The following is a 17,661-nucleotide window of genomic DNA, read 5'->3' on the forward strand; positions in this document are numbered from 1 at the left end:
AGAACCCGTTCACATACCTCACACCGGAAATATCCCGGTCATAACCTCGGCGCGGGGTGGAGCAGCCCGGTAGCTCGTCAGGCTCATAACCTGAAGGTCACAGGTTCAAATCCTGTCCCCGCAACCATCTCAACTTGCGAAAGCCCCGCCCGTAAAATGGCGGGGCTTTTCGCGTTCGATGCGATCGTCAGGATGCCGGCGAGGTCGCCCTGCACGTCCATCTCCAGGCCACTGTCGCTGGGCGTAAGCACGATCGCGGAGATCAGCGATCGGAGCAGGTCCGCGGCCTTGAGCCGCTCTGCCTCCGGTCCGGAGTTGAGTGCCTCGTGCAGGCTCTCGACCTGGCGGCGATAATAGCCTGCCATCTCGGGGTGAAGCAGCGGTGCCGGCTCCTTGCTTTGGGCGACAACAGCTTCGAGCTCGCGCTTGCGCGCTTCCATTCGGACCATGCGCTCGTTGAGCCGATCGGCGGCACCGCCGCGCAGGATCATGTCGACGAGCCGGTCGAGGTCGCGGTCGATCTTCCTGATCTGGGCCCGCGACGCCTCCAGCGTCTCGGATCCGGCGGAACGGATACGGTTCATCTCGCGTGTGAACTCCTCGCAGAATTCGGCGAACAGCGCCGGCTCCATCAGATGATGCCGCAGGGCTGCAAGGACGCGAGCCTCGAGTTCATCGCGCCGCATGTTCGTCCGATTATCGCAGGTGCCTTTGTTACGGGCGGTCGAGCAGCCGAGCATCTCGGATGAGATCATCGAATATCCGCCGCCGCAGCAGCCGCAGCGGGTCAGTCCGGAGAGAAGATAACGTGGCCGCTTCCGGTCTCTCGCCGTGCTGAGCGTCGAAGCGTCGGGCTCGGGCTTCTCAGCCCGCATCGCCGACTGCCGGGCCTTCACCATCGACCATGTCTCGTCGTCGATGATCCGGAGCTCTGGCACCTCCTGTGTGATCCGGTCCTCCGGGGCGTTCAGCCGGGCTTGCCGCTTCCCCGTCGCCGGGTCCTTCACGAACCGCTGCCGGTTCCAGATGAGCTTACCGACATAGAGCTCGTTGTTGAGGATGCCGGTGCCGCGCTTCGGATTGCCGTTGATCGTGCTGAAGCCCCAGTCGCCTCCGTTCGGTGCGGATATCCCCTCGCGGTTGAGTTCCACCGCGATGCGCTTCGCCGATTTGCCGGCGGCGTAGTCGCTGAAGATGCGACGGACGACCGCAGCTTGGTCGGCGTGGATCGTTCGGTCGCCGCGAACCGCCTCACCATGCGCGTCGAACTGCTTCACCACGGTGTAGCCGTAGGAGTTGCCGCCGCCGGACTTTCCCTGCTCAACGCGCCCGCGCAGACCGCGGCGCGTTTTGTCCGCGAGATCCTTGAGGAACAGCGCGTTCATCGTGCCCTTGAGGCCGACGTGGAGTTGGGTGACCTCTCCCTCGGACAGGGTGATGATCTTCACGTCGCCGTACGCCATGCGCTTGAACAGGCCGGCGATGTCCTCCTGATCGCGCGACAGCCGATCCATTGCCTCGGCGAGCACCAGCTGAAAGCGGCCGCTCAGCGCGTCGGCTATCATCGCCTGAATGCCGGGACGCAGGAGCGACGCGCCGGAGATCGCGTGGTCGGTATATTCTTCGATGATCTGCCAGCCCTGACGCTCGGCGTGAGCGCGGCAGACGCGGAGCTGGTCCGCGATGGAGGCGTCTCGCTGCGAGTCGCTTGAGTAACGCGCGTAGAGGGCAACCTTCACGAGGGTTCTCCTGCTTCGGTAAGGGGGCACCGCGGGCGCGCTCCTTTTCAGTCTCGGCATTGTATCCGTGAGCCGTGCAGCAGGCCAGAGCCAGTACGAACTCGATCAAGCCAAATAGCGTACCTACGACAGCAGGACAGATTTCGCGACGATCATGCCAACGGCGGACCGACGAAGGTCGCACATCCGGGCGAAACCTGCTACAGTGTTGGCAACCAAAGCCGTTTAGTGGCGGACACACAGGAGAGCGACAATGCAGCGGATTTTCCCGCACGCCCTGCTGGCGTGCATTATCGAGGGTAGGCCGCCTCGACCTCAGGAACTGGAATGCGTAACCGATCGGGTTCTACGGGAGGCGTTAGGCGCGAGCGCGGCTTACGGCCGGCAGCATGCGGAGGCCTTGGCTCGAGCCGCGCTCGCCGGCGTGGATACGGTGAGGTCCGAGGCTGGCCTAGTAGCGGCATAAGCGCGCTCCGCATCATCGCAACCAGCGCCAACTACGCCTTTGGCGCGGGGCGCTCGGCGAGTTCATGCTCGAGGCTCTCGATCAGCACGTCGAGCTCCGCAAGCTCGGCCCCGGCGGCATTGCCCCGGGCGCGACGGCCCTCGTGCAGAAGCTCGCGCCAGAAGGCGATCGTGTCGGGATAGACGGGGTGGCCGCGAAGCCGCTGCGCGCTGGCGATGGCCAACTTCAGATTATTCGCGATCGTTCCGTCTATCTTCATGCCCGGTCGGTAGCACGGTTGGCGACCGGTGCCAGCAGGCCGGCGAGCACGCGACCAGCGATGCCCCGCCGCCCTTGTCGCGATCAGCCGTCGACCGGCTCGCCCCGCGCCTTCGCCAGCGCGTCGGCACCGCTGAGCTTTCTGGAACGTGGCTTGCGCGCCGGCTTCTCGGCCGGAGCGGCCTCAGCGGTCTTGGCCGGCCGGCCGCGTTTCGTCTTCTTGGGCGCAGGCTCGGTGTTCGCCTCTGCGATGGGCTCGGCGCTCGCCTCTGCCGCCGGCTCTGCGCTCGCCTCGGCCGCGGGCTCTAAGGTAGGGGCCTCCGCCGGCGCGCTCTTGCGGCCGAGCCCGATCGAGTGCGCGAGCGTGCGGCGCTTCTCGGCGTAGTTTGGCGCCACCATCGGGTAGTCGCTCGGCAGGCCCCACTTCCGGCGGTATTCGTCGGGGCTCATGTCATAGTTGGTCCGCAGGTAGCGCTTGAGCATCTTGAGCTTTTTGCCGTCCTCCAGGCACACGATATAATCCGGCCTGACCGAGGCGCGTACTGAGACGGCGGGGTCCTGCTTGGCGCGCTCAGGCTCTGCGGGGGCGTCGAGACCGGTGAGTGCTGAGTATATCGAGCCGATCAGCGCTGGTAGGTCCGCCGCTGCGACAATGTTGTTGCCTACATGCGCCGAGACGATGTCAGCGGTCAGCGTGAGAAGGTCTTGAGATCCGGTGGCGTTCTCGTCGGACATGTACGACCCCGTGTTCGTTTATGATTGTAAGCTCACGGTATGCGATCCAGCGAACCAATTCCTCGGTCGATCTAGAGGCATATCCCTGCATTTCACTGTAGTCGCAAGTCACGCCATAAGCGATACGCCTAGATCATTCGCGCCGGCGCATGGTTTAGGCGCGGGATGGAGCTGGACCAACCGCAGTAGCTCCCCCGGTCGCGACCGCATTTAGCCGTGGTATTTCCGTCAACGGTCACCCCGTTCGTGCTCCTCTTCGGATTCGGCAATGTATCGGTGAGCCGCGCAACGGGCTAGAAGCCTTGCGAATTCGATCAAGCGTTGATCTGCCGCCGAAGAGCCGGAGCTAAGACTCAGGTTCTGGCTTGGCGCTTCGGTCATTTCGTCGGGCACATGTTTTGGAAATCGCATGGGGCGGGCTCGTTGCCTGTCGGCGCGCTGTCCGCCCTTCCGGCCAACGCTCTCTTTTCTCGTCGCTCCCCAGCGTGCTGTCGTTCAGCGATCGATCACCCGCTAGCGGGGTGGAAACTACCAAGCCGTTCCTCGCGCTCGATCAACTCATTGATGTGGTGCGCGATCCGCTGAGCGACGAAGCGCGCGGCTTGTGTGCCCCAGCGAGGGTCAATCCGATCGCGCGTGTCACCAATCTCGGCTGCGAGTGCATCCGGCAAGGCGGCAATCATCGTCTCGAGGAAAGCGCCTGAGCCGGATCGCGCCCAGTCGGGCGCGAGATCTTGTCGACCGAACAGGGCAAGCGTTAGCGTGCCACGTGCCGGCAGTCCGGTCTCGTGCAGGATGGTAGCCGCCTCTTCCAAGCTCATGTGTCGAGTACCCTTGAGTGTCCTATTAAGTTGATCTTTCGATAGACCGACGCGTGGGACCAGATCGCGCTGGGTCACGCCGCTCTGCTCTACGAGCTCGGCGACGACGGCATACAAGGGCGCGGAGGTGAAGGGCGGAGGATCGGCGACGGCGGGCACATGAGTCTCCATCTGGCGAGTCGCGCGCAAGCTACCGCGATCCGGGCCTGTAGGAAAACAAAACAAGAACATCCTAGAAAAACTGGGCGTGCCGGTGCGTGCGAGCTGGCCGCATGCCGCCGGTTATAAGGACATAGGACGCTCGAATCGCTCTTCGTTGATGCCCGCGACGGCTGTCGCGGAGTCGCACCGTACGGCCTGCCAAAATCGCGACGGACGTCGCGAGATCGTAGGAAAATACCCAGCAATGCCGCGACGGCTGTCGCAAATTCCGCGACGAGGATGGAATTATGTTCGCTTAATGTTCCTTTCCGTTGATGCGGGCGTGGGAGCGGGGTGAGGTGAGTGGGCGGTCGGTGTTCGATCGCACCGACCCTCACGGAGACCCTCCCGATGCTCACCATGAAGCTCCCGCTGACCCGCGCCAGTCTCGGCCGTGCCAGCGACTATGTCGTACCCGCGGTCGCCCTCCTGCTCTGCGCCAGCGCCGCCTATGCCGGCGCCGACACGACGTTCGGTCCGGCGCTGACGAAATTCACCGATTTCCTCGAGGGCTCGGGCGGTAAAATCATCGCCGTCCTCAGCCTCGCCGGCGGCCTCATCGGCATGGCGTCGGGCCGCTTCACTCTGGCGCAAGTAGCGGTGCCCGTCGCGGTCGGCATCGGCGTCGGCACGGGCGTGCCCATCGTCACCTCCACCGTCACCGCGCTCATCTGAGCGCGGGAAAAGAGGGCGGAGCGACACGATGTCGGACAAGTATTTCATTCCCCGGCGGCTCGACGATCCCGAGCTCATCGGACTGTGGACCCTTGATGAATTCATCGGTCTCGCAGCGCCGTTCGCCTGGGGGATTCTCTCCCAGCACATCCTGTTGGGCATCCTGGGTGCCGGAGGCGTCTGGTTCGCGCTGCGAAAGGCAAAAGCAGGGCGCGCCACCTCCTGGGTGATCCACGCGGCCTATTGGTATCGGGGAGCGGGCTTCGTCCGGCTCCGCGCCACTCCGCCTTCCCATTGCCGCCGGCTCGCCGGCTGAGGGAGGGGCCCATGCTATCCGACATCGCGCATCAGCGCAGCCAAGCGCTGCTGCGCCAGCGTAAGATCCTGCTCGTCGTCGCCGCCGCCTCGTTCCTGACCAACCTTGCGCTCGTCTCGGCGCTCAGCACCCGCGACCGCGAGGTCATCCTGCAACCGATCACGTCGCGGCCGCTGGCGATCAGTTCGTCGGGCGTCTCGGCGGACTATCTCGAACTCGTCACCCGCGACGTTGCGCTGATGCTGCTCAACCGGTCTCCGGCCGGTCTCGACTATTGGATGGAGCAGATCCTCAAGGTAGCCGATCCCGCCGCCTATGGCGCGCTCAAGGCCGAACTGGTCAAGATCGTCACCGAGCAGCGCGGCTCGGACCTGAGCCAGGCCTTCGTGATCACCGGCATGACGGTCGATCCAAAAGCGCTGTCCTCCACGGTCGAGGGTGACCTCAAGACGTTCGTCGGTGGCCAGGTCATCGCCAGCGAGACGAAACGCTTCCGCTTCGGCTGGAGCTACGTGGGCTTACGCCTCTCGCTGACGAGCTTCGCGCTCATTTCCCAGAATAAGGAGGCGTCTCGATGATCGCCGAACCCAATGCGCCTGCTGCAGACGCGACTCCTACTGTCGCGGGCGACGCCCAATCGGGCGAGCTCAATCTGAAGCCGTTCAGCTTTGCCACCATCGCCGCTGCATTGGCGCTCGCTGGCTCGCCGGCGTTCGCCGACCAGTTTCGTCAGGCCGCAGACAATGCGCAGGTCGACTGCGTCGTCTCGGCCCGTGAGCTGACCCGCATCAGCCTGATCGCGGATGCCTTCGCCAGCGTCAGCAAGATCACGACCGGTTACCCGTATAACGACTTCACCGTCACCAACGAGCCGGTTCGCGGCGACATCTATATCTCGGTGCCGGACGGCTTCGCGCCCGGCCGGGTGACCTTCTTCGCCACAAGCAAGAAGGGGTTCGTCTACAAGTTCACCTGCAAGGTGGCCGGCGATGAGGCCGAGCAGGTCTTCGTCTCGAACCCCGCGATCGCGGGCGAACGCGCGCAAAGCTGGGAAGCGAAATCCTCGCCGCGCGATGCCGCCGTCCGTCTGATCCAGGCGATGGCGACGAGCGCTGTGCCCGATGGCTTTCAGGTGCGGCAGGTGGCGAGCGACCCGACCCGCGTCGGTGATCTCAGCGTGCGGCTGATCGCCGAATATCGCGGCGCCCGACTGACCGGCAAGGTGCTGCGCATCGACAACCGTGCCGCCAAGGCGGTCGTCATCGACCCGGCCGCGGTCGCGCCGAACGGCAGTCTCGCGGTCAGCATCGGCACGGCCGAGCTCGCCCCGCACGGCGCGACCACGATATACCTCGTCGAGGACGCGGGAGCGGGGGCATGACCGCCGCTCCCCCACCGGCCGCCGCCGCGCCCGTTCGCCCCGACGACAGCGGCAGCGCAATCGGTGCGCTGAACTCCAAGACGCGGGCACGCCAGCGCTTGCTGCTTCTCGGCGGCGGCGGAACGGTCGCGATGGCGCTGCTCTGGCTCGTCGCCGGCGGCGGTCCAAGCAAACGGCACGATGCGCAGGCTCCGCAGAAGATCGAGACCGACGGTATCGTCAATCGCGACCTCAGCCAGCGCGAGTTCGTTGCGATCTACGGCAACCGATTGGACGCGCAGGCGCGCCAGCTGAAGTCCCTCGAGGAGCGGCGCGCGGTGGATCCTGCGATCCAGGCAAAACTCGACGCGCTCGCGGCTGAGAACCAGGCGATGAAAGCCGATGGCGCACATACGATCGACGCGCTGACTCAGGAGAACAGCACGCTCCGCAGCGAGCTCACGCGCGCCCAGTCTGCCCCGCCGCCTACGCCGATCTCTGCATTACCATTCGGCACGCGCGATTCATCGATCCCGTCCGGATCGCCGCTCGATCCTAACCTGGCACGCGACGCGGGTGCATCGGCGCTGCCGGCGGCGGCCGAGCGGCAGGTGAAGACGCTGTCCTTCACGACCGTCGCAGCCGAGGGGGCGGGCGCAGCGAAGTCGGGACTGCGCGCCGGGCGACCGCAGGCACCCGCAATCGAGGTCGAGGACAGCCCCGACTATCTGCCGCCGAACAGCTATGCGCCGGCGCGCGTCATCGTCGGCGTCGATGCCTCGGCGGGTGTCGCTAGCCAGACCGACCCGCTGCCGGTGGTATTGCGGATCACCGGTCCCGCGCGCTCGGTGGTCCAGGACGGCAAGCTCCTCACGACCAACATCCAGGGCTGCGTCGTCAACGGTGCGGCGCGCGGCGATCTGTCGGCCGAGAAGGTCTATGTGAAGCTTCAGAAGATGACCTGCGACCAGCCCGGCGGCCGGGTCGCGGTCAGCGAGGTCAAGGGCTTCATCAGTTTTGCCGGCAAGACTGGCGTGCGCGGCCGCGTCGTCAGCCGCGAGGGCAGTCTCGTCACCCAGGCTTTGCTCGCCGGCATTGTCGGCGGCTTCGGTCGCGGCTTTTCGGCCAACGCCAACAGTGTCTTCTCCGGCCTTTCGAGCGGCACCAACGGAAAGCGCGAGGCGCTTGGGCCCAGCGACATCGTCCAAGGTGGTCTCGGGCAGGGCGTCGGCGACGCCGCCGACACCGTCTCCAAATATCTGATCGAACGCGCCGAACAATATCAGCCCGTCGTCGAGATGCCGACCGGCATCGATGTCGAAATCGTCTTCCTCGACGGCGTCTATGTGAGGAACTCCCAATGAATTCACTAAACATGACCCGCGGCACCGTCCTCGACAAGATGAGGCGCGCGGAGGGGCCGCTTTTCTGGGCGGCGCTTGCAGGGGCCTCGCTTCTGTTCGGCATGGGCGCAGGCGGCATTACCAACGCCGTTCGGGCCGCGCCTACTGCGACGGTAAGCATCAATACCGAGCTTGTGCGCACCGCGCTCAAGTTGCGCCTACCGAAGACCGCGATCGGCGCGATCGACTGCGGGCGGTTCGGTGGCCTGTGCGAAGTCGTGGCGGGGGCGACGCTCTTCTATGTCGATCGCGGCGCCCGCTTCCTGATGATCGGGCGGCTCTACGACATGGAGACGCGCAGCGACCTGACCGCGGCACGGTTGCTCGAGCTCAACCCCGATTTGCTGGTCACCGGCGCCGCCGGCAAGCGCGACAATGCCGACGATCAACCTGCGCCCGCACCAGTCAAGGCCGCGAAGGTCGACCTCAGCGTCCTGCCGCCAGGTGGCGCGATCCATTGGGGGCCTGTCAACGGTCCGCGCCTGATCGTGCTCAGCGATTTCGCGTGCAGCTATTGCCGGCATCTGTCGGCGGAACTGGTCAAGCTCGGCGCCCGCATCGAGGAGCGGCCGATCTCGATCTTTGGCGCGGAGAGCCGGAGAAAAGCCGAGGCGGTGCTCTGCGCGGCCGATCCCGCCGCCGCACTGCACGCGGCTTATGACGGGCGGCCACTTCGCATCACCGCCAAGTGCGACGTCTCCGGCCTCGATGCCAACGAAGCTTTCGCCAAGCAGCATGGCTTCAGCGGAACGCCGGTCATCATTCGTGCCGACGGCGCAGTGATCGAGGGCTTCCGGCCTGCCGATCAGCTCAAGGCCTTCATCGATGGAGGCAGGGCATGAACCGCTTGGCTTTCGCGCCCGCGCTGCTCGCCGCTACGGCCCTGCTCTCTGGCTGCGCAACGCTCGGTGGCACGGTCAAGGGCGACTTCGCCTGCCGCGCGCCGACCGGCACGTGCGCGCCGATGACCGCGATCGATGCGGCCGCCATCCGTAGCTTGGCAGGAAACGGTGTTGGCACTGAGGCGGAAGGCCGCACGCGCCAGCCATCGCTTACACCACGCTCCGGCGCCGTTCCGATCCGAACCGGCGAGCGCATGCTGACGATCCTGCTGCCGGCCCACGTCGATGAGGTCGGCGTGCTCCATGACGCCGCGACGGTGCACGCCGTCGTCGAGGAGGCGGGCTGGACCTTTGCTGCCGGCGGCGACCCTCTAGCCAATCCCGAGTTCTCGCGCAGTTCCGCCCCTTCCTCCCTGCGCGAGGCAGTCGCTGGTGCTTCGGCACCGGCGATCGAGGGGCTCGAGACGCTCCCCGCTCGAGCCCCTCACCCTTTGACGCCGACGGGCGCCGTCTCCGCTGCCGCTGACGACGGTCCATCGGCGGCGGCGATCGCGGCGGCGCGCGCGGGTCATCGGATCGCGCCGTCCAGTGTTTCCACGCCGGATTTGTCGCAGGGCGAGGCGGCGCCGCTGTCGGCGGCAACACCACTCGCGCTGCCATCCGGCAAGGTCGTGCTCCCTCAAGGTGATGCAGCCGCCGCGCGGGCCAGGCTCAAGGCTCTGATCGGGCCGCGGCTGCCTCAGCTCGGTCAATCGTCATTTGCCACCGACCGTGATCCTGGCGACCTCGACGATCCGTTCGCGCGCCTGCCTGGTCGGGAGCTGCCGCGATGAGCTTGTCGCTGCGCACTCTGATGGGCACCGTCATGACCGGCCTGTTCGGCGACGGCGAAGAGAGTGAGGGCGATCGTCCCGTGCTCGGGCTCGACATGCTGTCGAGTTTCCTGCCGTACCGGGTCTATGAGCCATCGACCCGGCTCTACCTGAATGCTCGCTCGACCGGCTTCGTGCTCAACGTTGCGCCGCTGGTCGGTGCTGACGAGAAGGTCGGCGACCTGCTCGGGCAGTTCTTTTCGGAGGGGCTGCCGGCGGGCGCCTGCGTCCAGATCGTCCATTGGGCGTCCCCACGGATCAGCCGCAATATCGCGCCATGGTTTGCACCGCGCTATGCGCGCGGCGGCGTCTATGAGCGGATCGCCCGCGCCCGCGCGCAGTGCCTCTACGATCTCGTCTGGACGAGCGGCTCCGCTGGTGCGCCATTCCATGCGCGTCATCACCAGTTGCTCGTCTCGGTCGGCGTGCCGGCCGCGAGCGCCACTACCAAGGAGGAGCTGATCGCAGTCCGCGAGAGCCTACTCGGTGTGCTGCGCTCGCTCGACGTGCCCGCCGCCGACATCGCGCCGACCGAGCTGATCGCCTTCCTCGACGATCTGACCTCGCCGACCACCGCGAGCGGCGACGATGTCATCGACTATAACCCGCTCGATCCGATCGCCGACCAAGCTCTGCGCCGCGATATCGAGCTTGTCGTCGAAGAGAGCCGGATGCTGCTGCGGACAGAGCGCTTCCGCCCGACCGGCCGGCGAGATGGCGACGCGCCAGAGATCGGCGAGATTTATCCCGACCGCTTCGACGTCCGCCACTTCGGGGTTCGGAACATGCCGACTCGCTGGACGCCGTGGGAGACCGCGCGGCTCATCGGCGACCTGTTCACCGATAAGCTGCGGTTTCCCTGTCCCGCCGCAACGATCCTGTGCCTCATCTATCCAGACCAGGAGGCCGCCTCGGCCCGCGCGGGGATGAAGTTCCTGCGCACCACGTCGCTCAGCGAGGGCAAGTCCGCACGGTACGTGCCGAAGCTGCGCGAGCAGGCCGCCGAATGGCGCGAGGTACAGGCGCAGTTGCAGGAGGGGCGCCGGCTGGTACGCGCCTTCTACGGCGTCACCTGCTTTTCGCCCGAAGGCGAGGGCGACCGCAATGAGCGGATGGTCAAGTCGCTCTACAAGTCGGCAGGCTGGGATCTGGCCGACGAGCGCTTCCTGCAGATCCAGGGGCTGCTGGCGGCGATGCCGCTAACGCTCGCCGACGGGCTCGGCGCGGATCTCGAGCGCTGCCGCCGGATGCGGACGATGCTGTCGACGACGGCGGCGAACATCGCGCCCGTGCAGGGCGAATATCTCGGCGGCGCGATCCCGCATCTGCTGTTCCTTGGCCGGCGCGGCCAGCCCTTCTTCTGGTCGCCGTTCGAGAATGGTGCTGGCAACCATAATGTCGCGATCCTCGGCAAGTCAGGCTCGGGCAAGTCAGTGCTGCTCCAGGAGATGTGCGCGAGCCTGTGCGGCGCGGGCGCCAAGGTCGTCGTCATCGATGACGGCCGTTCCTTCATGAACAGCTGCCGCCTCCAGGGCGGACGCTTCATCGAATTCACCCTCGCGAGCGGCTTCTGCCTCAACCCCTTCTCGATGATCGACCGCGAGCGCGTCGCCGAAGATGAGGATTACCGGCTCGACTGCATGGCGATGCTGAAGGCGATCGTCGGGCAGATGGCGCGGTTCATCGACCGGCTGACCGACACCGAGCGCGGCCTGATCGACCAGGCGGTCAACCGGGTGTGGGAAGAGCAAGGCCGCGCCGGCTCAATCGATGCTGTCGCGTCCGCGCTCGAAGCGACCGGCAATGCCGATGCCGCCAATCTCGCGATCGCGATGGGGCCGTTCCGCTCCGGCGGCACCTATGGCGGCTTCTTCAATGGCGAGGCGACGCTGGCGCTCAAGGCGGATTTCACCGTCTTCGAAATGTCCGACCTCGCTACCCGCGAGGAGCTGCGTTCGGTCGTGCTGACCGCGATCATGTTCATGACCAGCCAGGCGATGACGCGGTCACCCCGGTCGGTGAAGAAGCTGCTGCTGATCGACGAGGCCTGGGCGATGCTCAAGGGCGGGTCGATGTCCGACTTCGTCGAGACCTACGCGCGCACCGCGCGAAAATATGGCGGCGCGCTGTGCACGGCGACTCAGTCGCTCAACGACTTTTACAAGTCCGACGGCGCGACCGCGGCGCTCGAAAATTCGGACTGGATGCTGATCCTTCAGCAGAAGCCCGAGACGGTCGCGGATCTCCGCAAATCAGCCCGGCTCGATATGGACGACCGTACGGAGGGGCTGATCCGGTCACTCAAGCGGTCGGGCTCGGAATATTCCGAGGTCTTCATTCGCGGCCCCGAAATGCAGGCCATCGGCCGGCTCGTGCTCGACCGCTATTCCGCCACGGTCTTTTCCTCGTCGCCCGACACCTATGCCGCGATCGAGCAGCGGATGGCGGCTGGTGCCAGCACCGCCGAGGCGATCGACGCGGTCGCGGCGGGTGCAGCTGAACCGAGCGAGGTGTATTATGCATAAGATCCGCGAGCCGATGCGCATCCGGTTTACCCGTGTGCGCCGCCTAGCAGCCGATGGTTGCCATCTCGTGCTGAGCGCAACACTGTGGATTAGCGGCATCCTGCTCGCCGCCTTGGGCGCGATGCTCGCCTTCATGATCCTCATGGCCGACGGGCGCCCGTCACGCTTCTTTGCGCAACTGCAGAACCTCTCGACCCATTATCTGTCGGCCGATCCGGCGGCGCGCGCCAGCTTTCACGGCCAGCTCCTCGCCGTCTTCCTCGGCATCGTCGGCCTGCTCGTGATCGCGCGGCTGCCGAGCTTCGCGTTGCGGCTGCGTCGCGAGCTTCGGCGCGGAGGCGATCGTGGCTGAAGTGACCGCTCGCGCTCATCGCACCATCGCTGGCTGGCCGGCAATGCGCGTCGCCATAGCGCTGCTGCTGGCCATTGCCCTGATCTGGGCAGCTTGGGCGACGCGCGCACTTGTGGCGCTGGAGCACCGGCAGATCGTGTCGGTCAGCCTCTCGCGGCTGGTCGAAGACTTCGTCGCGGCAGAAGCGCGCAACGGCGGCACGCCCGAGGAGGCGGCGAAGCGGACTGGCGATTACCTCGCAGCAATCAATCAGGCCGTCGCTGATCTGGGACGCGACGGCACGACCGTGCTGGTTTCGGAGGCGACGCTCGGCCGCTCGGTCGAGGATCGCACCGCCGAGGTGAGGACGCGCGTCGCGCGGGCGCTGGAGGCGGACCGTGACGCGCGCTGACAATTTACCCGCAGCCCGCTTCTGGTCGACCGCACGTCGGCGGCGTTGGTCGCTGCTCGCCTGCCTGGCTGTCGGCGTCCCGGCTTATGCGAGCGTCGCCAGCTGGAGCGAAAGCCATGTCTTCCTGATCAACCAGAGCAGCAGCCTGCCGAACTGGGCTTTCCTCGTCGATCGCCACAGTGTGCCCAAACGCGGCGATCATGTCTTCTTCGATCCGCCGCCAAGCATGTTGCTCAAACGGCATTTCGGCCGCGATCCGCAGCCGTTCGGCAAAATCGTCTATGGTGTCGCCGGCGATCGCGTAGAGCGCCGCGGCCGCCTGTTCCTGATCAACGGCAATCCCGTCGCCCTCGCCAAGACAAAGACGATGCGCGGCGAGAAGCTTCAGGCCGGTCCCACGGGCACCATCCCGCGCGGCTGCTATTTCGTTGCTACGCCGAACAAGGACAGCTTCGACAGCCGTTATGCGGTGATCGGCTGGATTTGCCGACCGCGGGTGATCGGCGTCGGGGAGCCGATCCTGTGACCCGTGGCGCTCCCCTTGCGATCATTGCGGCGGCATGCGCCTGCGTCGCACCGCCCGCGTCCGCTAAGGACTATGGCCGGCAGGGCGCGGTATTCCCGATCATCGAAGCTGATCTGCTGGCGGTCATCAGGCAGCGCCTGGCCGCCATGCAGGCCTCGGGCGAGATCGATCGTGCCAATCACCAGCTGGCCGAGCGCACGGCCACCAAGGTCCGCCGACCCACTGCGGTTCCCGGCATCGTCACTACCGAACAAGAGCGGCGCTGGATGTTCGATCCGACGATCACGGTCGGCCAGGATCTGCGTGATGCGCGCGGGCGCGTGATCGTCGCGGCCGGTACGCGGGTCAATCCGCTCGACACTGTGCCGCTGCGGCAAAGGCTCGTCTTCCTCGACGGCGATGACCCCGCGCAAGTGGCCTGGGCGATGCGCAACACTACCGCGCTCGATGCCAAGCTGATCTTGATCAACGGCTCGCCGTTCGCGCTGATGAAGGCCGAGCAGCGCCGCTTCTATTTCGATCAGCAGGGCGCGCTCACCCGCCGCCTCGGCATCCGCGCTGTGCCTGCGCTTGTCCAGCAGCAGGGCCGCGCACTCCTCATCCGCGAGCTGGTCCTCCCGAACGGCAAAGGAGATCGGGGATGACCTGGGGAAGAAACTCGGCGCGGTGGTGCACGTCGTTTTTACTGTCCGCCCTCGCCGTAGTGACGTTCGCCAGTACAGCACGGGCCGAGGGCACGCCGGGCCGATGCACCGGCCACTTCGTCAATCCGATAACCGATGTCTGCTGGAGTTGCCTGTTCCCGATGTCGGTTGGCGTGCTCAACATCTGGCCGTCGATCGCAGGACGCCCGGACACCGACAATCCGAACCTGCCGATCTGCAACTGCAGCCTGCGCGTCGGCATCGCCATGGGCTTCTGGGAGCCGGTGCGGCTGGCCGACGTCAGCATGAAGCCGTGGTGCTTCGTCAATTTGGGAGGTCTGAAGCTCGATCCGGGGTTCGACATCGGCTTCAAGACGATCGCGGGGCCGAGCGCCATCGGTGGCAAGGCGCAGAATACGAGCGGCTGGCACGTCCACTGGTACGCCTATCCTCTGCTCTACTGGATGGAGATCGTCGCCGATTTCCTCTGTCTCGAGGCGGGCACGGTCGACATCCTCTACATAACCGAGGTCGATCCGCTGTGGCAGGATTCCGAGCTCACCGCGATCATCAACCCCGAGGCCGTGCTGTTCGCCAACCCGCTGGCGCTCGCTGCCTGTGCCGCTGATTGCATTGCCGCGACCGCCAAGCTGCCGACCGACCCGCTCTTCTGGTGCGCCGGTTGCCAGGGTACTATGTATCCGCTCAACGGCAATGTCGCGGCGTCAATCGGGCACGTCCAGGCGTCGCGACTGGCGCTCGCCCGCTTCGCCTACAAGCTTCACCGCGAACTCGTCGCCTGGGGCACGATGGGCAAGAAGGGGCTGTGCGGCAGCTACCTCATGCCGGTGATGCGCAAGCAGCAATACCGCTTCCAGGCCACCAATCCCAATCCCCAGACTGGCGGGCGCTACGCCTGCGCGCCGATCGGCGCGTCTACGACCTTCATGTCGGCCGGCCAGGTCTATCCCGCGATCGGAGAAGATATGGGCTATCTCGTCTGGCGCAAACGTAACTGTTGCGCACTGTGATGCGCTGCCATCTCACCCTCATCACCACCGGTGCCGCTCTAGCCGGTGTGCTGCTCGGGCTCGCCTCGGGCGGCGGCGCCCAGACCGTCGACGGCCTCGATCTTGCCAAGGTCAGGGCGCGCGCCAAGTTGGCGCCGGCCGATGCCGAGGCGTTCGCGACGTCGATCGCGCGCCGCGGCCAGTCGCTGAAACAGGAGGCGGCCGAGACCGCGGCGACCGCTCGGGCAGCGATGAGCAGCTTCGCCAGGGCGACCAAGCCATCGGCCGATCCGGCATCGACCTTCGACTTCGACGCGATGGTCGCCGTATCTGCCAGGCAGATGGCGCCCGAGGATGCGCCGCGACTGGTCGCCTTCGCCAGCCTGTCGATGCCGGCGCCATCGCTGAAGGCGATGATCGCCGATGTCAGTAAGGCCGGCGGCGTGGTCGTGTTTCGCGGGCTGCCGGGCAACTCGGCGCGGACCTTCACGACGGCGCTCGCCAAGCTGCTGCCGGCCGGAGAGGTCAGGAGCGCGGTCGGGATCGACCCGCGCTTGTTCCGCGCCTTCGAGGTTGACGCGGTGCCCGCCTATGTCGTCACCGCGACCGACTTCGATCTGTGCGACGGCTTCGATTGCCGCACCGCCTTGCCGCCGCACGACCGGATCGATGGCAACGTCACGCTCGCGCACGCGCTCGAGACCTTCGCGTCCAGCAACGGCCCGGCCGCACGCGTCGCGGCGATCCACCGCGCCCGGCTCGGCGGAGATCGGCTATGAGCGCGCGTGCCATTCCGCTCCTTGTTGGACTCGCGCTCTTTGGCGTCGGGCTGACCGGCTCGATCGCGTCGGGCCAGAGTCAGACCGAGGCCGCCCGGACCGACGGTAAGGCGTTCGCCGCCGACATCGCCGGCAAGGCACAGAGTGCGGCGAAGACCGTCCCAACGGCGGCAACGCTGCCGAACTTCACCGGCACGCCGTCGCAATCGGCGCTGTTCGACGATCCCGACGTGATCGCCGCACAGGCGTCGGCCGCAGCAACTACCAATCAGGGCTATCAGACCGTGCGCTCGTCGCTCGACCGCCGGCCTCGTGTCGCCGTCGCGGATATCGAGGCGACGATCGCGCGGGGTCGCGCCATTGCGGATGATCCGACGACCTATGTCAGCGCCATGGGGGTCAGCGGCGGCGAGGGCAGCTGCCGCGAGCTTCCACCATCGACCGGTAGCGCTGGCACCTATGAGGCGACCTGCAACGATGGCGTCGCACTCGAGGAAAAGGCGGAAAGTTGCACGATCCCGCTCGTCGTCTCGGTGACGCGTACGACCGGCTATCGCTACTGGTGCAGCACAGACAATGCCCGCTTCAACGGCGTCGACGATTGCAGCCTCTTCGAGACTACGAGTTGCCGGCATACCGGGTCGCATGGCGGGCGCTGTCTCTTGCGCGGCGGCAGGCCGCCCTATGAATATTGCATCGAGCCAGGCGAACCGGTCGAGGAGCTGCTCTGCGACACAGAGGTGCCCGGCGCACGGCTGCGCGGCACCGAGGGCGAGAACGTCGTCAGCGAGCGGCGGGAAGAAAGCGCCTGCGCCGCACCGGCCGCGGATGCCGGCTGCACCTTGGATGCGGAGACCTGCACGTCGAGCGATCCCGTAACGCGCACGATCGATGGCGTCGCCGTGACGAAGCCATGCTGGGCATGGGAGCGGCGTTACCAATGCCACCACGCCGTTCCCGCGCAGAATTGCGATGTGCTCGAGGCGAACACTTCGTGCTGGTTTATGCGCGAGGAATGCCTGACCGACGAGGCGCCGTGCCCGACCCGCGAGCGGATCTATACCTGCGCGGTGCCGGACGGCCCCGCGCCGCAGAAACAATATGTCTGCGATGGCGACATTTACTGCATCAATGGCGATTGCGAGACGATCGACCGCCAGCCGAACGCGGAGTTCAAGGATGCCGCTGTCGCACTCCATGCGGCGGCGCAGGCCGGCGGTGAGTTCGATCCCGCCACCTTGACCCTGTTCAAGGGTGAGCGCGACACCTGCCACTCCAAGGTGTTCGGCTTGCTCAACTGCTGTGCCGGCAAGGCCTTCCCGCTGATCCCTTATTCCAACCTGCTCGTTGCGCTCGGCTGCTCGCGCGACGAGGTGTTGCTCCACCAGCGAGATGCGCAGGGGCTATGCCATTATGTCGGCAGCTATTGCTCGGACAGCGTGCTCGGCGTCTGCGTCACCAAGAAGAAGGCCTATTGCTGCTTCGAATCCAAGCTCAGCCGCATCCTGCAGGAGCAGGGCCGGCCGCAGATCGGCAAGCCGTGGGGCACCCCCAAGAAGGAGAGTTGCCAGGGCTTCACCATCGACGAATTCGCCCGGCTCGATCTCAGCCGGATGGATTTCTCCGAGGTCTATGCCGAGTTCCAGGACGCCGCCAAGCTGCCCGAGGATCTCGCCACCGTCGACACGCTCAAGCGCAAGATCGACGACTATTACGCGATCAACGGAGGTGGCCGGTGATTCCGCG

General features: G+C 66.1%; 19 protein-coding genes and 1 tRNA gene. 16 read left to right on the plus strand and 4 right to left on the minus strand.

Annotated elements, in window-relative coordinates; all coding sequences use genetic code 11:
• Positions 1-50: 50 nt before the first annotated feature.
• Positions 51-127: transfer RNA gene (locus tag FOY91_RS09150), tRNA-Met, on the plus strand.
• On the opposite strand, the gene FOY91_RS09155 is transcribed toward FOY91_RS09150, so the two are convergent.
• The 4 genes from FOY91_RS09155 to FOY91_RS09170 all read right to left on the minus strand — a co-directional run bounded on the left by FOY91_RS09155 (position 84) and on the right by FOY91_RS09170 (position 4,178).
• On the minus strand, positions 84-1,799 hold the full coding sequence (locus FOY91_RS09155; protein WP_238995325.1) for a recombinase family protein: 1,716 nt from the start codon (positions 1,797-1,799) through the stop codon (positions 84-86). The two genes, FOY91_RS09150 and FOY91_RS09155, sit on opposite strands and share 44 nt — an antisense overlap.
• Positions 1,800-2,236: 437 nt before the next feature.
• A complete protein-coding gene (locus FOY91_RS09160) occupies positions 2,237-2,464 on the minus strand; it encodes a hypothetical protein (protein ID WP_145150363.1) in 228 nt (75 codons plus the stop codon).
• A gap of 83 nt (positions 2,465-2,547) precedes the next feature.
• A complete protein-coding gene (locus FOY91_RS22800; protein WP_145150366.1) occupies positions 2,548-3,198 on the minus strand; it encodes a Ros/MucR family transcriptional regulator in 651 nt (216 codons plus the stop codon).
• A 506-nt stretch (positions 3,199-3,704) separates the two neighbouring features.
• Positions 3,705-4,178, minus strand: a complete 474-nt coding sequence (locus tag FOY91_RS09170; RefSeq protein ID WP_145150369.1) for a helix-turn-helix domain-containing protein — start codon at positions 4,176-4,178, stop codon at positions 3,705-3,707.
• 393 nt (positions 4,179-4,571) lie between these two features.
• Here FOY91_RS09170 and FOY91_RS09175 point away from each other — a divergent pair, with 393 nt between their 5' ends.
• Genes FOY91_RS09175 through FOY91_RS09245 form a run of 15 tightly spaced genes read left to right on the plus strand, consistent with a single transcriptional unit; the run spans position 4,572 to position 17,654 of the window.
• The gene (locus tag FOY91_RS09175) at positions 4,572-4,895 is read left to right on the plus strand and encodes a TrbC/VirB2 family protein (RefSeq protein ID WP_145150372.1); all 324 of its coding nucleotides are present in this window, start codon (positions 4,572-4,574) and stop codon (positions 4,893-4,895) included.
• 28 nt (positions 4,896-4,923) lie between these two features.
• Positions 4,924-5,211, plus strand: a complete 288-nt coding sequence (gene traL / locus FOY91_RS09180; protein WP_145150375.1) for a type IV conjugative transfer system protein TraL — start codon at positions 4,924-4,926, stop codon at positions 5,209-5,211.
• 11 nt (positions 5,212-5,222) lie between these two features.
• Positions 5,223-5,789 (plus strand): type IV conjugative transfer system protein TraE, encoded by a 567-nt coding sequence (locus FOY91_RS09185; RefSeq protein WP_145150378.1) that lies wholly within the window; start codon positions 5,223-5,225, stop codon positions 5,787-5,789.
• Positions 5,786-6,592 carry a type-F conjugative transfer system secretin TraK gene (locus FOY91_RS09190; protein ID WP_145150380.1) on the plus strand — a complete coding sequence of 269 codons (807 nt, stop codon included), beginning with the start codon at positions 5,786-5,788 and terminating at the stop codon, positions 6,590-6,592. The genes FOY91_RS09185 and FOY91_RS09190 overlap by 4 nt, the downstream gene beginning before the upstream one ends.
• Positions 6,589-7,935, plus strand: a complete 1,347-nt coding sequence (locus FOY91_RS09195) for a TraB/TrbI/VirB10 family type IV secretion system protein (RefSeq protein ID WP_145150383.1) — start codon at positions 6,589-6,591, stop codon at positions 7,933-7,935. Before FOY91_RS09190 ends, FOY91_RS09195 begins: the two co-directional genes overlap by 4 nt.
• An 11-nt stretch (positions 7,936-7,946) precedes the next feature.
• A complete protein-coding gene (locus FOY91_RS09200; RefSeq protein ID WP_238995322.1) occupies positions 7,947-8,816 on the plus strand; it encodes a DsbC family protein in 870 nt (289 codons plus the stop codon).
• A complete protein-coding gene (locus FOY91_RS09205) occupies positions 8,813-9,649 on the plus strand; it encodes a TraV family lipoprotein (RefSeq protein WP_145150388.1) in 837 nt (278 codons plus the stop codon). The genes FOY91_RS09200 and FOY91_RS09205 overlap by 4 nt, the downstream gene beginning before the upstream one ends.
• Positions 9,646-12,213, plus strand: a complete 2,568-nt coding sequence (traC, locus tag FOY91_RS09210; protein ID WP_145150391.1) for a type IV secretion system protein TraC — start codon at positions 9,646-9,648, stop codon at positions 12,211-12,213. The genes FOY91_RS09205 and traC overlap by 4 nt, the downstream gene beginning before the upstream one ends.
• Entirely contained in the window at positions 12,206-12,565 is a 360-nt protein-coding gene (locus FOY91_RS09215) for a hypothetical protein (protein ID WP_145150395.1), read from the plus strand. The genes traC and FOY91_RS09215 overlap by 8 nt, the downstream gene beginning before the upstream one ends.
• A complete protein-coding gene (locus FOY91_RS09220) occupies positions 12,558-12,956 on the plus strand; it encodes a TrbI F-type domain-containing protein (RefSeq protein ID WP_145150398.1) in 399 nt (132 codons plus the stop codon). The genes FOY91_RS09215 and FOY91_RS09220 overlap by 8 nt, the downstream gene beginning before the upstream one ends.
• Positions 12,943-13,482, plus strand: coding sequence for a S26 family signal peptidase (locus tag FOY91_RS09225; RefSeq protein ID WP_145150401.1), 540 nt, complete (start codon positions 12,943-12,945; stop codon positions 13,480-13,482). The genes FOY91_RS09220 and FOY91_RS09225 overlap by 14 nt, the downstream gene beginning before the upstream one ends.
• Positions 13,479-14,126: a type-F conjugative transfer system protein TraW gene (gene traW, locus FOY91_RS09230; RefSeq protein WP_238995323.1), complete on the plus strand. Its 648-nt coding sequence runs from the start codon at positions 13,479-13,481 to the stop codon at positions 14,124-14,126. Before FOY91_RS09225 ends, traW begins: the two co-directional genes overlap by 4 nt.
• On the plus strand, positions 14,123-15,157 hold the full coding sequence (traU, locus tag FOY91_RS09235; protein ID WP_145150404.1) for a conjugal transfer pilus assembly protein TraU: 1,035 nt from the start codon (positions 14,123-14,125) through the stop codon (positions 15,155-15,157). The genes traW and traU overlap by 4 nt, the downstream gene beginning before the upstream one ends.
• The gene (trbC, locus tag FOY91_RS09240) at positions 15,157-15,915 is read left to right on the plus strand and encodes a type-F conjugative transfer system pilin assembly protein TrbC (RefSeq protein ID WP_145150407.1); all 759 of its coding nucleotides are present in this window, start codon (positions 15,157-15,159) and stop codon (positions 15,913-15,915) included. Before traU ends, trbC begins: the two co-directional genes overlap by 1 nt.
• Complete coding sequence (locus FOY91_RS09245; RefSeq protein ID WP_145150410.1) at positions 15,912-17,654, plus strand: conjugal transfer protein TraN; 1,743 nt, start codon at positions 15,912-15,914, stop codon at positions 17,652-17,654. Before trbC ends, FOY91_RS09245 begins: the two co-directional genes overlap by 4 nt.
• Positions 17,655-17,661: the final 7 nt, after the last annotated feature.

This window comes from Alterirhizorhabdus solaris, assembly GCF_007785815.1.
In the GTDB taxonomy this organism is placed as follows: Bacteria; Pseudomonadota; Alphaproteobacteria; order Sphingomonadales; family Sphingomonadaceae; genus Alterirhizorhabdus; species Alterirhizorhabdus solaris.

What these genes read in the sequence shown, in the direction of transcription:
- FOY91_RS09175 (WP_145150372.1), top strand. Translation starts at nt 4,572, where the DNA reads ATGCTCACCATGAAGCTCCCGCTGACCCGCGCCAGTCTCGGCCGTGCC.
- traL (WP_145150375.1), top strand. Translation starts at nt 4,924, where the DNA reads ATGTCGGACAAGTATTTCATTCCCCGGCGGCTCGACGATCCCGAGCTC.
- traU (WP_145150404.1), top strand. Translation starts at nt 14,123, where the DNA reads ATGACCTGGGGAAGAAACTCGGCGCGGTGGTGCACGTCGTTTTTACTG.
- FOY91_RS09160 (WP_145150363.1), bottom strand. Translation starts at nt 2,464, where the DNA reads ATGAAGATAGACGGAACGATCGCGAATAATCTGAAGTTGGCCATCGCC.
- FOY91_RS09245 (WP_145150410.1), top strand. Translation starts at nt 15,912, where the DNA reads ATGAGCGCGCGTGCCATTCCGCTCCTTGTTGGACTCGCGCTCTTTGGC.
- FOY91_RS09215 (WP_145150395.1), top strand. Translation starts at nt 12,206, where the DNA reads ATGCATAAGATCCGCGAGCCGATGCGCATCCGGTTTACCCGTGTGCGC.
- FOY91_RS09190 (WP_145150380.1), top strand. Translation starts at nt 5,786, where the DNA reads ATGATCGCCGAACCCAATGCGCCTGCTGCAGACGCGACTCCTACTGTC.
- traC (WP_145150391.1), top strand. Translation starts at nt 9,646, where the DNA reads ATGAGCTTGTCGCTGCGCACTCTGATGGGCACCGTCATGACCGGCCTG.
- trbC (WP_145150407.1), top strand. Translation starts at nt 15,157, where the DNA reads ATGCGCTGCCATCTCACCCTCATCACCACCGGTGCCGCTCTAGCCGGT.
- FOY91_RS09205 (WP_145150388.1), top strand. Translation starts at nt 8,813, where the DNA reads ATGAACCGCTTGGCTTTCGCGCCCGCGCTGCTCGCCGCTACGGCCCTG.
- FOY91_RS22800 (WP_145150366.1), bottom strand. Translation starts at nt 3,198, where the DNA reads ATGTCCGACGAGAACGCCACCGGATCTCAAGACCTTCTCACGCTGACC.
- FOY91_RS09200 (WP_238995322.1), top strand. Translation starts at nt 7,947, where the DNA reads ATGACCCGCGGCACCGTCCTCGACAAGATGAGGCGCGCGGAGGGGCCG.
- FOY91_RS09185 (WP_145150378.1), top strand. Translation starts at nt 5,223, where the DNA reads ATGCTATCCGACATCGCGCATCAGCGCAGCCAAGCGCTGCTGCGCCAG.
- FOY91_RS09195 (WP_145150383.1), top strand. Translation starts at nt 6,589, where the DNA reads ATGACCGCCGCTCCCCCACCGGCCGCCGCCGCGCCCGTTCGCCCCGAC.
- FOY91_RS09155 (WP_238995325.1), bottom strand. Translation starts at nt 1,799, where the DNA reads ATGCCGAGACTGAAAAGGAGCGCGCCCGCGGTGCCCCCTTACCGAAGC.